Annotated in this window: 12 protein-coding genes; 8 read left to right on the top strand and 4 right to left on the bottom strand. The window is 53.0% G+C overall.

Annotated elements, in window-relative coordinates:
* Nucleotides 1-11: 11 nt before the first annotated feature.
* Nucleotides 12-2,492 carry an alpha-glucan family phosphorylase gene (glgP, locus tag DCC81_RS14890; RefSeq protein WP_108687404.1) on the bottom strand — a complete coding sequence of 827 codons (2,481 nt, stop codon included), beginning with the start codon at nucleotides 2,490-2,492 and terminating at the stop codon, nucleotides 12-14.
* A gap of 194 nt (nucleotides 2,493-2,686) precedes the next feature.
* Here glgP and DCC81_RS14885 point away from each other — a divergent pair, with 194 nt between their 5' ends.
* From DCC81_RS14885 to DCC81_RS14865, 5 genes are all read left to right on the top strand, one after another.
* Nucleotides 2,687-3,766 carry an acyltransferase family protein gene (locus DCC81_RS14885; protein WP_108687403.1) on the top strand — a complete coding sequence of 360 codons (1,080 nt, stop codon included), beginning with the start codon at nucleotides 2,687-2,689 and terminating at the stop codon, nucleotides 3,764-3,766.
* Nucleotides 3,767-3,926: 160 nt separating this feature from the next.
* Entirely contained in the window at nucleotides 3,927-4,424 is a 498-nt protein-coding gene (locus DCC81_RS14880; protein WP_108687402.1) for a hypothetical protein, read from the top strand.
* A 24-nt stretch (nucleotides 4,425-4,448) separates the two neighbouring features.
* The gene (locus DCC81_RS14875; protein WP_108687401.1) at nucleotides 4,449-5,375 is read left to right on the top strand and encodes a helix-turn-helix domain-containing protein; all 927 of its coding nucleotides are present in this window, start codon (nucleotides 4,449-4,451) and stop codon (nucleotides 5,373-5,375) included.
* Between the two features lie 81 nt (nucleotides 5,376-5,456).
* Nucleotides 5,457-6,200 carry an SDR family oxidoreductase gene (locus tag DCC81_RS14870; RefSeq protein ID WP_108687400.1) on the top strand — a complete coding sequence of 248 codons (744 nt, stop codon included), beginning with the start codon at nucleotides 5,457-5,459 and terminating at the stop codon, nucleotides 6,198-6,200.
* A 28-nt stretch (nucleotides 6,201-6,228) separates the two neighbouring features.
* On the top strand, nucleotides 6,229-6,981 hold the full coding sequence (locus DCC81_RS14865) for an SDR family oxidoreductase (protein ID WP_108687399.1): 753 nt from the start codon (nucleotides 6,229-6,231) through the stop codon (nucleotides 6,979-6,981).
* A 12-nt stretch (nucleotides 6,982-6,993) separates the two neighbouring features.
* Here the strand turns inward: DCC81_RS14865 and DCC81_RS14860 are convergent, their stop codons facing one another.
* Nucleotides 6,994-9,408, bottom strand: a complete 2,415-nt coding sequence (locus DCC81_RS14860) for a glycoside hydrolase family 95 protein (protein WP_108687398.1) — start codon at nucleotides 9,406-9,408, stop codon at nucleotides 6,994-6,996.
* Nucleotides 9,409-9,529: 121 nt separating this feature from the next.
* Complete coding sequence (locus tag DCC81_RS14855; RefSeq protein ID WP_108687397.1) at nucleotides 9,530-10,294, bottom strand: MBL fold metallo-hydrolase; 765 nt, start codon at nucleotides 10,292-10,294, stop codon at nucleotides 9,530-9,532.
* Nucleotides 10,295-10,530: 236 nt separating this feature from the next.
* Between DCC81_RS14855 and DCC81_RS25955 the strand changes: the two genes are divergently transcribed.
* Together DCC81_RS25955 and DCC81_RS14850 are read left to right on the top strand one after the other, a co-directional pair.
* Nucleotides 10,531-10,662, top strand: coding sequence for a hypothetical protein (locus tag DCC81_RS25955; RefSeq protein WP_262510165.1), 132 nt, complete (start codon nucleotides 10,531-10,533; stop codon nucleotides 10,660-10,662).
* Between the two features lie 185 nt (nucleotides 10,663-10,847).
* Entirely contained in the window at nucleotides 10,848-11,684 is an 837-nt protein-coding gene (locus DCC81_RS14850; RefSeq protein WP_240612994.1) for a helix-turn-helix domain-containing protein, read from the top strand.
* 9 nt (nucleotides 11,685-11,693) lie between these two features.
* On the opposite strand, the gene DCC81_RS14845 is transcribed toward DCC81_RS14850, so the two are convergent.
* Nucleotides 11,694-13,106 carry a Fic family protein gene (locus DCC81_RS14845; RefSeq protein WP_108687396.1) on the bottom strand — a complete coding sequence of 471 codons (1,413 nt, stop codon included), beginning with the start codon at nucleotides 13,104-13,106 and terminating at the stop codon, nucleotides 11,694-11,696.
* Nucleotides 13,107-13,524: 418 nt separating this feature from the next.
* On the opposite strand from DCC81_RS14845, the gene DCC81_RS14840 reads away from it, so the two are divergent.
* Nucleotides 13,525-17,580 carry an RHS repeat-associated core domain-containing protein gene (locus tag DCC81_RS14840; RefSeq protein ID WP_108687395.1) on the top strand — a complete coding sequence of 1,352 codons (4,056 nt, stop codon included), beginning with the start codon at nucleotides 13,525-13,527 and terminating at the stop codon, nucleotides 17,578-17,580.
* The last annotated feature ends 2 nt before the right edge of the window (nucleotides 17,581-17,582 follow it).

Below are 17,582 nucleotides of genomic sequence, written 5' to 3'. Positions count from 1 at the left end.
CAAATATACGCTCAATGCTGCCAGTAAATATTCCTGTTTTCCAATGGTACTGCTGCCTGCGCATGCTTTCCCTGCAGGCATACCGTATAATCTGCCGCCGCACGCACCACGGGAATGCGGGCGCGGTAAAGTTGCATGGGCTTTGCAGGCACGACGGCGGTTTTCTCGGGGCTGGGCGTCAATTGCAGCTCATGCTCTGCACGGGGCAGGTTGTCCACTGCATCTGCATACAGCATTACTTTAACCGCATCTGTGCTCAGGTCTGCCAGGAATACCGGCACCTCGAATACATACTCGTTGCCTTCCTGTTTTACCTTGGCCTCCCCTATTTCCAGGCGGTCCCACGCGCGGTCTGTAGCTTTCCTCCACTGTGCCACGGAGCGGCCCACTGCTGCATGATCTGCCGCACGTTGCTGGTAGGCGCGGGCCCCGGGTAGATAATATTTCAGCGTGTATTCGCGCACGGCGCGGTTGGCGGAGAATGCAGGGGTATGTACGGCCATGCTCTGGCGCATCATTTCTATCCAGGCTTCGGGCAGCTGCGCTGCATTGCGTTGATAAAAGGAGGGCACTACCTGTTGTTCCAGCGTAGTGTAAAGATCTTCTGCTTCCAGGGCATCCTGGTGGTCATCATCATCATGATGTTCCAGGCCATCGCCCAGGGCCCAGCCGGTTTGCGGGGTGTAGGCCTCTGCCCACCAGCCATCCAGCTCACTGAGGTTAATGCCCCCATTCACCAACACCTTCATGCCGCTGGTCCCACAGGCTTCCCAGGGGCGGCGCGGTGTATTCAGCCATACATCCACGCCACCGGTCATGTGCGCAGCCATGAGCATATCATAATCCGGCAGGAACACTACGTGCGCGCTCATGTTGTAGTCGTGGATAAACTGCAGCCAGTGGCGGATGATGCCCTTGCCTTGTTCATCTGCGGGTGGTGCCTTGCCGGCAATGACCAGTTGCACCGGTTGTTGGTAATTCGTGAGCAGGCGCACCAGGCGGTTGGGGTCGCGCAATAAAAGATCAGGGCGTTTGTAGGGCACAAAGCGGCGGGCAAACCCAATGGTGAGGGTATGTTCATCAAACAGTGCGGGGTTGCCGCTTTGGCGGCGCACATAACCCACCAGGGATTTGCGGGCCTGCTGCCGCATGGCCCACAGGGCGCTTGCCGGCGCCTGGAGGATGGCGGCCGCGGGCCCCTCCCCTCCATTCTGCCAGCCGGTCTCTCCGCCTACCTGGGCCCAGAAGGCGCCCGCCGCACGGGATTCCCAGCTGGGTACATGAATGCCATTGGTCACGTATCCTACGGGAATGTCTTCGGGATTCCAGCGGTTAAAGAGGGGCTGGAACAAGCCTTTACTCACTTCGCTGTGCAGGCGGCTCACCGCGTTTACAGCGCCGCTGCCATTAATGGCCAGGTAGGCCATGTTGAAACGCTCATTGTCATCGGCAGGGTTCTGCCGGCCCAGGGCCAGCAATTGATCTACAGACAATTGCAGTTTTTCCGCGGCATACGTGCCCAGGTAAGTGGCCATGAGCCACGGCTCAAAGTGATCAAAACCGGCTGCCACGGCGGTATGCGTGGTAAAGAGATTGCCGGCGCGCACAGTGGAGAATGCGGTATCGAAAGAAACTTTTTCACTGGCCATGAAGCTGGCCGTTCTTTCCAGGATGGCCAGGGCAGCGTGGCCTTCGTTGAGATGGCACACATCCGGCTGTAAGTTTAATGCTTCCAGCACCCGCCAGCCACCGATGCCCAATACTATTTCCTGCTGCAGCCGCATGGTGCTGTCGCCGCCATAAATCTGGCTGGTGATGCCGCGGTAAAAAGGCGGGTTGGCCGGGTCGTTACTATCCAGCAAAAAGAGCTTAACGCGACCGGCAGTCACCTCCCAGACCCGCAACCAGAGTGGTGCATTGGGCATAGGTACTTGTATGCGCAGCCATTCGCCATTCTCCGTGAACAGGGGCTTGATGGGCAGCTGCCCCGGGTCATTGTAAGGATAATAGGCCTGTTGGTTCCCGCTGGCGTCTATCACCTGGCGGAAGTAGCCCTGTTGGTACAGGAGGCCTATGCCGGTTACCGGTACTCCCAGGTCACTGGCGGCTTTCAGCTGGTCGCCCGCCACGTTGCCCAGGCCGCCCACGTAGATGGGCAGGGCTTCCGTAAGCATAAATTCCATGCTGAAGTAGGCAATGCCTTTCACGTCGCTGGCCCCCTCCTGCCTGGAAAACCAGGTGGGCGCAGCATGTGCCGCCTCCCTGGCGGCTTCCAGGGCATCTATCTGGGTGCGCATCTGCGGGTCTGACAGTTTTTGTTGCAGTTTGTCGGTAGCCATGGTCTGGAGGATCACCCAGGGGTTGTGGGTCTGGCTCCATAGCTGTGGATCCAGCTGCTGCCAAAGTGCATCTGCTTCATGATTCCAGGACCAGCGCACATCCAGGGCAAGGCTTACCAGGGTTTGAAAACCGGGAATTTCATTCTTGTGCATAGTGTAAGTTATGGGTAAAAATTGATCGGCTTTCTACAAGTTGCATTTTTATACCGTCCGGCTGCCGCAAAGACCGCTCCACTAGCGGGTGAAAAAAGATGAAGAAATTATTATATTCCGTTATCTTGCGCGCTTACCTGTACCCGTAGCATCGTAGCGGGTTTATCTAACCGGAACGGAAACCGTAGCACGTTATGAACCAATTGCAGCCTGGCCTTTTGCAAACACGCCGGCATTTCGAGATCCTGGACGGCCTCCGGGGAGTAGCCGCCATCGTAGTCGTTGTTTTCCACTTCCTGGAATGCGTGTATTCGGATTATTCCAGGAACATCACCGGCCACGGATTCCTGGCGGTGGATTTCTTTTTCTGCCTGTCCGGCTTCGTGATCGCTTATGCCTATGATGGCCGTATGGAGAAACTGGGCGTAAAGGAATTTTTCAAATCCCGCCTTATCCGCCTGCATCCATTGGTATTCATGGGCGCGGTGCTGGGTATCCTCACCTTTTACCTGGACCCGCTGAGCACTTACCGGTTCCACTACAGCGGAGGGTACATGGCCCTGCTTTTCCTGGCCACGGCCCTGCTGATACCCGTACCGGTAATGCCGGAGCGCCTGTTGAACCTGTTTGTGCTCAATGCGCCTGCCTGGTCCCTTTTCTGGGAGTATATTGCCAATATCGTATATGCCCTGGTGTTATGGCGGCTGAAGCGTGTATGGCTGCTGGTCATTGCGATCGTAGCTGCGGCGTTACTGGTGGCCATGTCCCTGCATTACAATACGGTAGGCATGGGCTGGGGCGGCCCCAGTTTCTGGGGAGGTGGCGCCCGCCTGGCCTGCGAGCTCACCGCTGGTATGGTGGTGTACCGCTACAAATGGATCATCCCTAACCGCCTGGGCTTCCCGGGGCTCACATTACTGCTGCTGGGCGCACTGATGATGCCCTACTTTAAGTATAACCTGTACGTGGAACTGGCCCTGGCCATCCTGTATTGCCCGCTGCTGGTGGCCCTGGGAGCCGGCGCCGTACTGAAACCATACCTGCAGCCCCTGTGCCGGTTTTCCGGCGCCATCTCTTACCCGCTGTACATGGTACATTACGGGTTTATCTGGATCTTTTGGGAATACATTGTGCTGCATAAATCCAGCATTGGAGAGATCACGTGGATCGTAGTAATGGGAGTGCTCCTGCTCGTTGCTTTTGCTTACTTCATCCTGAAAGTATACGATGAGCCGGTACGCCGCTATTTTACCAACCGGCGCAAGGCCGCATAAACACCGGCCCAGCCTCCCGCGTTTGTAACCTGACTCCTGCACGCATAAAGTGGGGCTGCTTTCTTTTTACGCATGAAAGAAAATCCGCAGCCCCGCTTTCCTTTCCGCTTTGGCCCCTGGCCCTATTTAGCCTATTTTAGTGCCGCCAATCACCACACCCATGGAAGCACAAGACCTGCAAATTTTTATTGCTTTATTCCAACAGGCATGCCTGCGCTGTTGGGGCCAGCTTCCTGCCACACCACTGGATGCCGCTGCCAGCGCGCACATGAGCCATGTCGTGCACCAGCGCACAGGGTTGTTCCTGAGTGCCCGCATCATCCAGCACTATGCTGCTTTTGCGCTGGCGCAGGAAACGCCTGTCACCGAAACACCTTCCGGCGCATCGCTGGATACACTGGCGCGTTATGTAATGGATGCGCCTTACACCACGGAAACGGAACGCAAAACGCGGGAAGGATATTTTCCTTACTGGCACTTGTTCAAGGCGCAATACACCACCGGTACCACAAATGAAGTGGAAGACAATTCCGTGCCGGCACGTACCGTCACATCGGAGCCAGACAGCACCGGGTCGCAACGCATACGCCGCAGGGCACTCGCGGTGGGCATTGTATTGATCGTACTGGTACTGCTGGCGCTGGCGCTGCTCCAATAACTGTTGCCTGCTAAATAAATGTATATGTCATCCAAAGACAACGTTGTAAAAGATCTCCGGGAGCTATACGCCATCCTGGGCCTGGAACAGGTAGACGCCCACGCCGGCTTCACGGTGCATTACCTGCAGGATACTTTTAAGCAGCTCCCCTTCCGCTCCCAGCCTTTCCGGCCTAACTATTTCAGCTTTCTTTTTATCCGCGACGCCTTTGGCCAGTACACCATTGACGATCTGCAGTTTGAAGTGCGCCCGCTTACCGTCTACTTCACTAACCCGGGCAACTACCGCGTGTTTGAATGGCACGCCATCCGGGACACCTGCCTGATCACCTTTGACGAAGCCTTCCTGAAAGAATACGTACATGCCGATGTGTTCCAGCAATTCTCTTTCCTGCTCACAGAAACCATGCAGCCCCGCCCCCTGCAGCCCTACGAGTTTGACACCCTGGAGCAACTGTACCGCTACATCCACCGGGAGCAATACGGCAATTCCCCTTACAAACAAAAATTGATCGGGGCACTGATGGCATCCCTGTTGCTGAAAATAAAGGAATACTTCTTCCAGGATTATAATCCTATTTATGAGGGCAACCGCAGCTCTGAAATTGTAAAGACCTTTAAAATAGACCTGGAGCAACACTTCCGCGACCTTACCGCCGGTAGAACAGACACTCCGCTGCGGGTACAGGATTACGCAGATAAACAGGCCCTGCATGTCAATTATCTCTCCAATGTGATCAGCACCAAAACAGGTAAATCCGCAAGCACCTGGATAGCGGAAAAGACCATCTCCGCGGCCCGGGTCATGCTGCAAAATCCGGCGCTGTCAGTTAAGGAGATCACGGCCAGGCTGGGTTTCCTGGAGCCGCCCCATTTTAGTAACTACTTTAAAAAACACACCGGCATGAGCCCTGCCGCCTACCGGAAACAGCACCCGGAAACCCGTTCTTAGAAATTTGCAACTATCCCTGTGATCCTTGTACGCACAAGGGCCCGTTCATGACGCAACTTTGTATCACAAAAACAAACAGTCATGAACAAAACACTCTCCAACAAAGTAATCCTGGTAACCGGCGCCTCCCGCGGTATTGGCGCCACCATTGCCACCGCTGCCGCTGCCGCCGGCGCCAAGGTGATCGTTAACTATGCGGGCAGTAAAGATGCCGCGGACAAAGTAGTGGCCAATATCATTGCCGCCGGCGGAGACGCACTTGCCCTGCAGGCAGATGTAAGCAAGGCTGCAGCCGTAAAGGCCCTCTTTGACAATGCCATTGCACATTATGGCCGCATGGATGTGCTGATCAACAACGCCGGCGTGGTCGTGTACAAACTGATCAAAGACACCACAGATGAAGATTTTGAACGCCAGTTCGACATCAACGTTAAAGGCACTTTCAATACCCTGCGCGAAGCAGCTACCCACCTGGCAGACAATGGCAGCGTGATCAACTTCTCCACTTCTGTGAACCGGCTGATGATGCCGACCTACGGCACCTATGCAGCCACCAAAGCTGCTGTGGAGCACCTGACCCGCATCTTTGCCAAAGAAGTGGGTGCCCGCGGCATCAATGTAAACTCCGTATCTCCCGGCCCTACCAACACAGAGTTGTTCACCTTTGGCAAATCTGAAGAGGTCATTGCCAGGCTGGCATCCCTCTCTGCATTCAACCGCATTGGCGACCCGGCAGACATTGCCAAAGTAGTGCTCTTCCTGGCCGGCGATGATGCCAAATGGGTATCCGGTCAAAACATTGGTATTAACGGCGGCATGGCCTGACCTTTTTACAACTTATAAATCTTACAACATGAACTCCTTACAAAATAAAGTGGCCGTAATCACCGGCTCTGCCCGCGGACTGGGCAAAGCAATTGCAGAACGTTATGCGGCGCTGGGTGCAGACATCGTGATCAACTATTCAAAAGACAAAGCATCTGCGGATGAAGTGGTAAGCAACATCAAGGCCATGGGCGCCCGGGTGCTGCCCGTGCAGGCGGATGTGAGCAAGGTGGCGGAGATCCGGCACCTGTTTGCCGAAGCGAAACAAACCTTTGGCAGGATCGATATTGTGGTGGCCAATGCCGGCATTGAGATGGTGGAAACGCCGGTGACCAACTTCACGGAAGAACAGTTTGACAGGGTATTTTCCATCAATACCAAGGGTGCCTATTTCACTATGCAGCAGGCAGCCCTGGAGGTGGAAGACGGGGGACGTATCATTTACATTGCTTCCAGCACCACAGCCTTCCCGGTGCCTGGCATGGCAGTGTACGGCGGCAGCAAAACCACGCCGCGCTACATGGTGGAGGTACTGGCAAAGGAAATAGGTCACCGGGGCGTTACCGTTAATTCCATCATACCCTTCGCGGTAGACCATTCCGGTATATTCGCGGACCCGGCCGCCTATCCCGAACTGCGCCAATCCTTGCTGAACAGTTGTCCCATGCACCGCCTCGCCGAAGTGGAAGATGTGGCCAATGTGGCGGAGTTCTTTGCAAGTAATCTTTCTTCTTTTGTGAACGGACAGCACCTGCTGGTGAATGGCGGTGCAAACCAGTAATGATATTACGTATTACGTATTAGGTAGCAGTTCACAGGTGGTATTTTTTTTCAGGGCGATCACCAGGCAGCCGTCACTCACTTTGGGAGTGATGGTTTTGCCGTTTTGAGAGAACCTCATCCCTGGTGGCACATCACCTGCCTTTATGCGCAAAACGGCATCTGTAGTAGCTTTGAAGCGGGCCTTGGTGATCACTTTATCCCTCCAGCTGGCGCTCACTTCTATACCACCCCGGGCGCATAACCGGCTGAAACTTCCATCCTTCCATTGATCCGGCAATGCGGGTAGCAGTTCAATATATCCCTGCTGGCTTTGCAGCAGCATTTCCGCAATACCGGCCGCACCACCAAAATTGCCGTCGATCTGGAACGGTGGATGCGCGTTAAAGAGGTTATTGAATGTACCGCCTCCATTGCGCATGTTGATATGGTCTGCCGCTTCTACTGCCACGGGCCGCAGTACGCGGTGCAGTAATTTAAATGCGCGGTTGCCATCATGCAGCCTTGCCCAGAAATTGATCTTCCATGCCAGCGACCAGCCAGTGCCATCATCCCCACGGCCTTCCAATGAAGCGCGGGCAGCATTGGCCAGCGGCGTGCCGGCTGCTATTTCATCACCAGGATACAAGCCCCACAGGTGCGATAAGTGACGATGGTGCGGCTCCACTTCCTTGTACTCCTGCAGCCATTCCATGAGGCGCCCGTCTTTGCCTACCTGGTTGGGCGGCAATTGTACTACGGCAGCTTCCAGTTGCTTGCGGAAAGCAACGTCTGTGTGCAGGATATTACCCGCCTCTATAGTAGCATGAAATAGCTTCCGCAGGATCTGGTTGTCAATGGTAGGGCCTGCGCAAACACTGGCCTGCTGGCCGTTTGGCAACAGGAACGTATTTTCCGGCGAGTTGGAAGGCGCCGTGACCAGCCAGCCGTGGGCAGGCTCTTTTACCATGGCATGCAGGTAAAACGCCGCGGAGCCTTTGAGCAGGGGATACAGGCGGCGCAGGTAAGCCGTATCTCTTGTAAATTCATAATGAGCCCACAGCATCTGGCACAGCCAGGCGGAGCCAGTGGTGAACGCACCCCAGGTGTAGCCTTCTCCCGGCGACGTATAGCCCCAAACGTTGGTAATAGGATGTGCTACCCAACCGGGGGCATCGTAATAGGCCTTGGCGGTGCGGGCACCGGGTTGTACCAATCCCTCCACCAGCGTTAGAAAAGGCTTGTTCAGCATAGGCAGGTTACCCACTTCCAGGGGCCAGTGGTTCATCTGGATGTTGATATCCAGGTGGTAATCCCCATTCCACGCAGTGGCCACCTTGTTGGCCCAGAGCCCCTGCAGGTTGGGCGGCAGGATATCCGCACGGGTGCTGGAAATAAGCAGGTAGCGGCCGTACTGAAAGTAGAGATTGGCCAGGCTGTTATCATTTACGTCATTCTCAAAAGTACGCAGGCGCTCATCGGTGGGCAGGTCGTCTTTGCCACCACCACCAATGTCAATGCCGGCCCGCCCGTACAACGTTTGATAATAGCGTACGTGGGCCCGTTGCAGGGCGGTGAAATCCATTTGCATAGCGCGGTTCAGCACCTGCGCGGTGAAGGTCTTATACCCTGGCCTTTTAAAGCTGGTGCCCAGTGAAATATAGACCGTAGCGGCATTGGCATTGCGCAGCTGTAAGGTATTACCCACGGCCTGCAGGCTGCCTCCCTCCTGTTGTATGTGAACACGGCCCATGTATTGCACGCCTTTGCCATCGGTGCCGTTGTTCAATTGCCCCGTCATTTGCAGCTCGTTGCCGGCAATCACCGTGGTAAAGCGTTCCGGGCGATCCATGCCCAGTGTGAAGCTGATCTTATGCGCCTGGTCTGCCGTGAGGTGAATGGCAATAACATCTGCTGTGAAGCTGGCCAGGTAAGCCCTTTGGTAGTGCACATTGCCGAGTGTAAAATCCGTGTGGGCAACGGCGCTGTCCAGCAGCAGGTTGCGGGTATAATGCGTGGCAGTCGTATCTGCCGTGCCGTAGTCATAACGGATATTCATGTTACCAAAGAGCTGGTAGGCGCCATACTGGAGGTCTTTACCATCCGCTTCGCCGGAACCGGGGCCTTTGCACACAAAGTGCTGCGCCATGATGTCCTGGGCGGCTACGTTGTCTCCTTTCAGTAGCAGGTCCTGTATCTGCTTAAGATAAAGATGCGCGTCTGCCTTATCCGCGTCTTGTGGACTGCCAGACCACATGGTGATGTCATTGAGTACAATCTGTTCACGGGTAATGCCGCCATCCGGCGTAGCGCCAATGCGGCCATTGCCAATGGGCGTGCAATCTTCCCAGATCTTTGCGGGTGATTTATACCAGAGTTTCAGTTGCTGGGCGCGGGCCGCGACGGTGATGGCCGTGAGCAGGGCCAGCATGCATATTTTTCTAAGCATGACGTGGATTTGGTAGCCGTAAGATAAGCGGTGGGGGCGTTGGGTGGAAGGATGCGATCAAATTGTACCAGGAATGCGCAAAATAAGCTCATTGCGCTTTCAGAACAGAATTACCCCTCCACTATAACGCCGTTCTTTCCCCTGGCTCCAGCATTTGCAGGCGTTCAGCAATACCCAGCGTGGTAAAAGATTGCCTTAGCATGTCTCCCGTTTCCGTGTAGTGGGTCCATCCCTCAAAATGCACAGGGATAATCTTAGCCTCCGGGAAGGCAAAAGCAGTATCCAACGCATCATTGGTACTCATGGTTAGGCTGAAAGGGCCACGGGGCTTGGCCGCGCCGGCAAAGATGAACACGTAGGCGGGATCAGATTTCTCCGCTACGGACCGGACGCCATCATAGAAAACCGTATCGCCGGTGAGGTAGAACTGGCGCCCTCCATACGTGAGCAGGAATCCCACTACATCACCCGCGATCCTTTCTATACCGGCAGGCCCGTGACGGGCAGGGGTAGCGGTGATGGTGATCAGCTCCCCGGTGGGCGTGGTAACGGTAACGCTCTCCCAGGGTTGCAGACCGCGGGCATTGCCCTTCAGGCGCTCCGCTCCTGTAGCAGTGGTAAAGGTTTGGGGAACGGTAGCCAGCAATTCCCTGCCTGCATAATCGAGGTTATCATCATGTTGGTCATGACTGAGTAATACCATGTCTATCTTTCCCACGTCTGTGATCACGGGGCCCTCTGTTTTGGAATAGGCGGGGTTATTATTGATCATATAAGAAGTGCCTGCGGGATCGAGGGTAGGATCGGTCATAATACGCAGGTTACCTACTTCCAGGATCACCGTGGGACCACCAAGGTAGGTCACATGGATCTTTCTATGTGGCATGATTTCCAGTTTTGATAAATGGCATAAAGGGGCAGTGGCATACAGCCAAATTTAAGCATTCCTACCTTTTTACAAAATAAAGCCGTTTAAAATAAGCATGATATATGGAGGTCATACATTCAAAGGATAAAAAGTTTTCTCCCTAAAAACTGACGCGCTGAACAAAGTAATTTGACTGGCTGAGCAAAGCCGCTCTATAACCGCTATCCTAGTTTTGTAACATAAAATCACTCCGCATGTTACAACCAGATAATTACGACGGCGCTTTGCAACGCCCATTGTCATCCGGCTTTGATGCCGCTACCACCGCTGCAACCGTGATGCAGGGTGTAGATCTTTCCGGCAAGACGGGCTGTTATCCGGCTTAGGTGGTGTATATGGTGAAAACGCAGACGTAGCGGAGCTGGACGAGGGGCAAATTGAACATAATTACGACGATCCGGCTTCCCTGCGCGGGGTACAGCCCTACTCCGTGAGCGCGGCTAATGCCCAGCGCTTATGGGTCCTCAGCGAAACGATGACCGGGCAGGCATTCCCTGTAAGATAGCAGCACATGGATTTTGAAACACAATACATAGACGCAGACATCAAGCTATCGGTGCTCAAAGGCAACTTCTTTACCACGGAAGTGATGTTTGAGCATCACATGCTGGTGTGGCTGATCTCCGGTGAGGCAACCATCATACAAGCGGATGGGCGGCACGTTTTTCACGGGAACGATATATTCCTGCTGCCCCGCAACCAGCTTACCACGGTGATCAGCCGTGCCAAGGATGGGCTTCCACACAAATCAGTGGTCATGCACCTTACCACGGAAAGGTTGCGGGCGTATTATGCGGAGCATCCTTTGTCCGGCGGACGCCCACACCCCCTGGATAAAGTGTATCATTTCCGTAAACATGCATTGCTGGAAAGCTGCCTGGCCTCCCTGATCCCGTATTTCAACCTGGAAGGTAATCTACCGGCAGATATTGCCAGCATCAAAATAAAAGAGGCCATTACCATCCTGCGCACCATAGACAGCGGTGTGGCATCATTACTGGCGAGCTTTGAAATGCCCGGCAAGATTGATCTTACGTCCTTCATGGAAAAGCATTACATGTTCAACATGACACTGGACCGCTTCAGCTATCTCACCGGTCGTAGCCTGGCCACCTTCCGGCGTGATTTTAAAAAGTTGTTTTATACCACGCCGCAAAAATGGCTTACAGAGAAGCGGCTGGAACTGGCCCATTACCACATTGCGGAAAAACAACGCTGCCGGTGGAAGTGTACGCAGAGGTGGGGTTTGAGAACCTCTCTCACTTTTCACACGCATTCAAGCTCCGGTTTGGGTACCCGCCTAACCAGTTATTGGAGCGTCATAAATAACAGGAATGGTCTTCAGTAACAGCAACGATCACCCTGGCATTCTATCCCAATTTTCTTTCCAGGCCTTAAATTCGGATGGCCTGATCCGGTAACGCGCAAAATTACCGTCATGGAGGGAAAGTATCTCCGTGCTTACCACTTCAATAAACCTTTCCTGCCCCTTTTGAGAGCCCAGGGCTGTTGCGGCATGAATAACTGCTTCGCTGGCTGCTTTCTGACCCATTGCTCCAATGACAACACGGCGAACGATCTCGTTGATTTTTGCCCGTTGTTGTTGCTTGAACAGGTCTGGTTCTCCAACGGCCTGCCTAATCGCCGCATAGCTATCTGCAGACCGTTGGTATGCCCACATGAAGATTTCCTTCAGCAGCCTGATATCGTTGCGCTCATAAACTGCCAATAGCCCTTTGACGTATAATTCCTTGGGCACCCCTACAAAAGTTAAAGGCGATAGATTTGCCTTGAATAACGGAATATTGGCAGCCAACCGGGAGACGCGTTTATTTACATCGTCAAACGGTTGCAAATAAGGCAAGTGTACCATGATAAAAAAAGACCGCTCAAATGGATCTTCAATAGCCTCCGCCTTGTCCAGCATGAGGTCAAAAAGCTCCTCCAGTTGCTGAGTGGTTGCGATGGGTTTGTATGTTGACTGTGCTATTCCCACCGCATGGCTCCGGATCCGTCCGGATGCCGCCGCAGGTAACAGGTTATTGGAGAGGATGGCATGGAGGTTCTTAATTGTGTAACTGTTAAACCCTATATCATCTTCTCCATCCACCAAAAATTCAATGGCATCCTTATGGTTCAGGATCATAGTGGTTTCTACCAGGGACTTTCCTTCCATCATACTACCCTGTTCAATCAGGCGCTTTGTATCCAGTAAGCTGTAAGTATTTCCTTCCAGCCTGCTGGAGTTCCATGAAAGATCTATCAGCAGGCGTTGCAGCACCTGCCGGGCGTATGTACCTGCTGGTTCAAGAAGATGCGTGGTTACACCTGTTGTAGCCAGCAATTGTTTTTCCTGGTGTGTCAGATAGCTTGTATGATTAGGGGTATATGATTTCAAAAAATCCGGGTTATAGCCTGCTGCCTTCCTGTTCCTGGCAGGAATGTCAAAATAAGCCAACAATGACCTGCTTTCTCCACTAAGATTTAATGACCGGTCTTCATTAAAGCGCGCGCCTTCTTCTTCCAGCATGAAGGACATGTCTGCCAGCACTACGGGAGATTCATTTTTATATATGCGCTGCTTTTGTCCACCCTCCTGGCTTATTTCCTTCAGGTCAAGAAGGCTGCTTATCCGGCGCTTCAATGTCTTGTCACTAACCTGAAACGAAAGCCGTTTTTTCAATTGCTCAAAGGTCAATCCGGTGTAGGAATCCCTGATCATGTCTCTGATCTCTCTTAGCTCAGCGGCAACCGCGTCCTTTTTAGACATTTTTCATCAAAATTTTGTCTAATTTACTTCTTTTGTCCAAAACTTCTCTCCCCCAAACCAAATTTTGTCCAAATTTATTTTTTTTGGACAAAAAAGTGGCTATCCATCACGAACCTCCATGCTGCTGGTATGCCCAATTTACCGCTCCACCGTTACGGGCAGGATATCCTGCCGGCCATGCAACACTGCCTCGCCAATATTCATTTCTTTATATACATCCAAATTATATTTGTTAATAGTCCTACCAATTGTTCATAATTTTTAAAAAGTATTTACTTTAGCGCCCATTGGTACCCGTAACACATCGTTTCTATCCTACCCCGATTGTTTTATGGCCCCTGAAAAACCAGTTTCTGCGATCTCCTTTTGACAAACCAATCTGTAAGCGTCTGACACCGCGCTGTAACTGTATTTTGTTATGAACCCTGTTAATCAGCATTTCACACTTGTTGTTGGCATAGATTCCCATTTTACTACAACGCCGCCTTTCAATCCATTGCACCCGTTCATAGGCATGATCGCCGACCCGGTGGATTACATCCCTTTTATCGGCGCTTCCGTGTTTGTAAACCGCGTACCCCGTGGCGTATCAGACACCAGTGGATTCCTGTTCTCAGGGCAGCATATACCACTGGTGGGCGCATTCGCGGAAGCACCGCTCATTGCCCATGAATCTGTGAATTTCTTCGGGAGCCTGCACACCTTTGCAGAAGGCAGGAGACTGTCGCCCTGCGTTTACAGTGTTATGTCCTGCAATGATGTGGGCATCCCGCTATCTGCGCATGCAGGTGAGAAATACACCCCGAAATTTTCGTTGTTTGCACCCACGTCCTTTAGTATTCCAATTCCAAAGGGCAACCCCGTGCTGGTAGGCGGGCCAATGGTGCCCGACCTCACCGGTGCGGCTATTAATCTGCTGGCATCTTATGGCTTCAGTGCATTGCTGAAGAAAGCCGGATCCTTCTTTAAAAAACCTGCAAAACAGGTAACAGACGACCTGGGATCCACCCTGGAAAAAGAAGCAGATAAAACCATCCATTGCGGCGACCCGGTAAACGTAGTGACAGGCGTAGTACAATACACCGGCTGCGATTTTGAACTACCCGGTCCCCTGCCACTGAAGTGGGAGCGCGCATGGTACAGTGACAGCCGCTATACAGGCCTGCTGGGCCATGGCTATACCATTCCTTTCGATACGCAGTTGAAATGCTGCGGTGATTATAATGCCGTGCTGCTGCCAGATGGCCGTGGCGTAGGCTTTCCACTGCTGCAACCGGGAGAACAATATTATCTCCGTACCGAAAAGCTTACCTTGAAGCGGGAGGTAGATCACTATCAACTGGTACAGCACAAAACAAGACTGCGTTATCTCCTGAAACCGCATCCCGAAAAAACGGATGAATACCGGCTGTCCGCCATTTTCAATGAACAAGGTTTCTCCATCAACATCGCCTACCACCACGATCAACTGGCTTACATACGTGATAGTACCGGCCGTATGATACACGTTACCACAGACCATAAACACCGCATTACCGCCGTGCGGGTGGCAGAGAAAAGCGGGAAAGTACATCCGCTGGTGCAGTACATGTACAATGAAGCAGGTGACCTCTGCGAGATCAAAGACGCACTGCACCAGGCTACCCGGCTGGTATACGAAGCGCACCGCCTGGTTAAAAAAACAGACCGTAACGGGCAATCTTTTTACTGGCAATACGAAAATGGCCGCTGCATCCACAGCTGGGGCGATCATGGCCTGCTGGAAGTAAAGCTTGACTACCACCCCGGCTATAACATCATTACCGATGGCCTGGGCCGCAGCACTACATATCACTATGATGAGCACCATCTTATCACACAGATCACCGCAGCCGGTGCACACCGTTTTATAGACTACACCGCGTTTGAAGAACGCTTCCGCGATATAGATGAAGCAGGTCACGTTACCGGTTATAGTTATGATGAACGGGGCAACTGCACCAGCATACAACGGCCGGATGGCGCGCTGGAAAAATTCATGTACGATGAAAACGACCGTGTAACCCTGCACACCGATGCAGCCGGCCATCACACGGTGCGGGTCTATAACACGCAGGGATTGCTGCAAACCCTGATCCGCGCGGATAACGGCATGACCACTTACGAGTACAATGCAGACCATTTGCTGGCGGCTATCTGCGAAGAAGATGGCCGGCGCACTACTTTTAAATATGATACCGCCTATAACCTCACTGCGCTTTGCCGCCCGGATGGCAGCACAGACACCTGGCATTACGATGGCCTGGGCCGCTGCATCCGCGCCGTCAATGCGGCCGGCGGGGTGCAGTCATTCCTGTACGATCTGCTGGGCCGTGTAACCCGCATCCAGCAACCAGATGGCAATATTGTGTGGCTGGACTATAACGCTTATGACGATGTAATCAAAGCACAGGACAGCCAGCACGATGTGCACTTTTCTTACACGCCGCTGGGCAGCCTCCACCAGCGCAAGGAAGGCCATCGCACCCTGCAATTCCTTTACAACGGGCAGGAAGAGTTATTGAAAATCGTGAATGAGCACCATGAAGCATACCGCTTTCAACGCGATGACCGGGGCCGGATCATCAGCGAAACAGGTTTTGACGGCACTACCCGGCAATATGAACGACTGGAAAACGGATGGATAAAACAAGTGACGCACCCCGGCGGCCGGCACACGCTCTACGAATATGATGCTGCCGGCCGCGTGGCGAGGTGCGAGTACAGTGACGGCAGTTGGGAGATCTTCAACTATAATAAGAACGGGCAGCTTATTGAGGCGACGAACGAGCAGGCCACCATATCCCTTGAGCGCGACAACATGGGACGAGTGGTACTGGAACGCAGCGTGGTGGCGGGCCAGGCACATACGGTGCACAGTATATATAACCGCCAGCATCAACGAACGGCCATCCACAGCAGCCTGGGAGCCGCCATACACCTGCATTACACGCCTATGGGCCAGGTAGCACGGTTACAGGCGGACATGGAGGATCAGCATTGGCAGGCGGATTTTGGGTACAATGTCTTGGGCCTCGAAGCGGAGCGCTGGCTGCCGGGAGGGATTATATCGTCATTTGAATATGACCATGCAGGTCATCCGCTCCGGCATAAAATACACAAAGGAAATAAAGACCTGCGTAAACGCAGGTATGCCTGGAATGCCAATGAACGCCTGGTGTCTATGCTGAATGAGCTGAACAACGGCCAGGTAAATTACACCCACGATGATTTTGGTAACCTGGCCATGGCGGAATTTGAAGACGGCCGCAAACAATACAAATCACCCGATGCCGTGGGTAACCTATACCGCAACCCACAACGGGAGGACCGGCGCTACCACGCAGGAGGCCAGCTGGCCCGGGCAAACGGCTGGACGTATGCCCACGACGCTGAAGGCAACCTGCAGCGCAGGACAAGTGACACCGGGGCTGTATGGCAGTATACTTGGTGCAGCAACGGCATGCTGCGGACGGTAACGCGGCCGGATGGTGAAGTTATTTCTTTCGAATACGACGCCCTGGGCCGCCGGGTGAGTAAGATCGCGGAAGGACAGGTCACACGTTGGGTATGGGACGGTAATGTGCCGCTGCATGAATGGCGGTACGCACTGGATGCCCGGCCTGCTTGCACACTGGACGAGATGGGGCAGCTACAGGTAGCAGGGACTGAGCCGGTGGAGGGGCTTATTACATGGGTGTTTGAGGAAGATGGGTTTGCGCCTGCGGCGAAGCTCAGGGCCTCGGGGAGTGATACTATCGTTACAGATTACCTGGGCACACCGGTAGAGATGTATGATGCGCAGGGTAATAAAACATGGGGGTGTGAGCTGGATATTTATGGCAAAGCACGTACATTAGGGATGGGTGAGGCAGGAGATTGTCCATTCAGGTACCAGGGACAGTATGAGGATGTGGAGACGGGGTTGCATTATAACCGGTTCAGGTACTATTCCGCAGAAGAGGGTACTTTTCTTAGTAAAGACCCAATTAAAATAAGAGGTGGGTTAAACCAGTATAAATATGTCTCCGATACTAATGCACAAATAGATCCATTAGGACTTGAAGGAACATATTTATTCAGAGGAGATGATTACTATACTGGAGGCAATGTTGGCACGCCACTAGGAGGAAATGCAGATATCACAACGCCGTGGGAACATGTCAGGAGAGCTTCTGATGGAGAAACCAGCCGCTTTACATCCTTCTCTGAGAATAAAGGCAAAGCACAAAAGTTTGGCAAAACACGAAAAATTTTCCGTGGCGACCTCGAGCCGCTTGAAAAAAATGGAAAAATAAAAATCCACACGCCTGAATCGGTCTATGATGCTATGAAAAACAGTGGCAATAAAAAATTAATGAAAGATGCAAACAACGTCAAAAACATCATGAAAACAAATATGGAAATTCTTATTGAAGGCGAGATTGACGGAACGTTTTTCAAAGCTTGCAACTAATC

Origin of the sequence: Chitinophaga parva (assembly GCF_003071345.1) — a bacterium.
GTDB lineage: Bacteria > Bacteroidota > Bacteroidia > Chitinophagales > Chitinophagaceae > Chitinophaga > Chitinophaga parva.
The sequence above is the reverse complement of the archived record's forward strand: the minus strand, read 5'-3'. Positions and strand labels throughout refer to the sequence as shown.

Excerpts from the sequence above, each read along its gene's own strand:
- DCC81_RS14850 (WP_240612994.1), top strand. The coding sequence starts at position 10,848 with ATGGATTTTGAAACACAATACATAGACGCAGACATCAAGCTATCGGTG.
- DCC81_RS14870 (WP_108687400.1), top strand. The coding sequence starts at position 5,457 with ATGAACAAAACACTCTCCAACAAAGTAATCCTGGTAACCGGCGCCTCC.
- DCC81_RS14845 (WP_108687396.1), bottom strand. The coding sequence starts at position 13,106 with ATGTCTAAAAAGGACGCGGTTGCCGCTGAGCTAAGAGAGATCAGAGAC.
- DCC81_RS14875 (WP_108687401.1), top strand. The coding sequence starts at position 4,449 with ATGTCATCCAAAGACAACGTTGTAAAAGATCTCCGGGAGCTATACGCC.
- DCC81_RS14860 (WP_108687398.1), bottom strand. The coding sequence starts at position 9,408 with ATGCTTAGAAAAATATGCATGCTGGCCCTGCTCACGGCCATCACCGTC.
- DCC81_RS25955 (WP_262510165.1), top strand. The coding sequence starts at position 10,531 with ATGTTACAACCAGATAATTACGACGGCGCTTTGCAACGCCCATTGTCA.
- DCC81_RS14855 (WP_108687397.1), bottom strand. The coding sequence starts at position 10,294 with ATGCCACATAGAAAGATCCATGTGACCTACCTTGGTGGTCCCACGGTG.
- DCC81_RS14885 (WP_108687403.1), top strand. The coding sequence starts at position 2,687 with ATGAACCAATTGCAGCCTGGCCTTTTGCAAACACGCCGGCATTTCGAG.
- glgP (WP_108687404.1), bottom strand. The coding sequence starts at position 2,492 with ATGCACAAGAATGAAATTCCCGGTTTTCAAACCCTGGTAAGCCTTGCC.
- DCC81_RS14880 (WP_108687402.1), top strand. The coding sequence starts at position 3,927 with ATGGAAGCACAAGACCTGCAAATTTTTATTGCTTTATTCCAACAGGCA.
- DCC81_RS14865 (WP_108687399.1), top strand. The coding sequence starts at position 6,229 with ATGAACTCCTTACAAAATAAAGTGGCCGTAATCACCGGCTCTGCCCGC.
- DCC81_RS14840 (WP_108687395.1), top strand. The coding sequence starts at position 13,525 with ATGAACCCTGTTAATCAGCATTTCACACTTGTTGTTGGCATAGATTCC.